The sequence below is a fragment of the Parasediminibacterium sp. HNIBRBA5674 genome, assembly GCF_056745525.1.
The window spans coordinates 1-732 of record NZ_JBQWIE010000098.1 but is presented as its reverse complement, the minus strand read 5'-3'; the positions used below and the strand labels follow the sequence as shown (position 1 = coordinate 732).

General features: G+C 35.4%; 2 protein-coding genes. Both read left to right on the top strand.

Annotation, left to right across the window (positions count from 1 at the left end; translation table 11 throughout):
* The coding region (locus ACT9TX_RS18420) for a hypothetical protein (RefSeq protein WP_481340581.1) at positions 1 to 229 on the top strand (229 nt) is incomplete at its 5' end.
* 26 nt (positions 230 to 255) lie between these two features.
* The coding region (locus tag ACT9TX_RS18415; RefSeq protein ID WP_481340579.1) for a family 43 glycosylhydrolase at positions 256 to 732 on the top strand (477 nt) is incomplete at its 3' end.

Sequence of the window (732 nt, the reverse complement as noted above, 5' to 3'; positions counted from 1 at the left end):
TTTAGGTGCTATAAGACAAGGGAAATGGAAATTGGTAATAACAGATAATACACAAACGGAGCTTTATGACCTGTCAAAAGATGTAGAAGAACAAAATAATTTGGCTAGCAAGCAACCAGCATTGGTAAATGACATGTGGCGTAAATGGAAAGCCTGGAATGCTCAGGTATCCAATGAAAAAAAACAAGAAAAAAAAGATAATGCCAATAGGACCAATAGTGAACTATAATCCTAAATGCTCTAATAAATTATAAAATGAAAAATACCATAATTCTTCTAACAATTATTGCCATCACACACACTTGTATTGCCCAAAAAATAGGTACTTGGGGCGATCAAGGCAATGGCACATATAAAAATCCAGTACTAGAAGCCAATTTCCCTGATAATGATGTAATTAAAGTAAAAGACACGTATTACATGATGTCTTCTACTAACCATTGGACACCTGGCATGACGATATTAAAATCGAAAGATTTAGTGAACTGGCAATATTCAAACAATATAATGCAAGCCCCCATAACTTTTGATAGCAGTTTTTATATTGGGCAGCCACAAGCAGCAGATAACCGTGCCACATGGGCAGGTTCATTTGGCTTTAATGGCGAATATTATTTTGCATACTGGTGCTTTAACAAACGTCAAATAAAAGGCGGTGGCTATAAAATTATTTATGCCAAATCAAAAAGTATAGAAGGGCCATGGTCTCAGCCAGAAGAGATTTTGTACAAA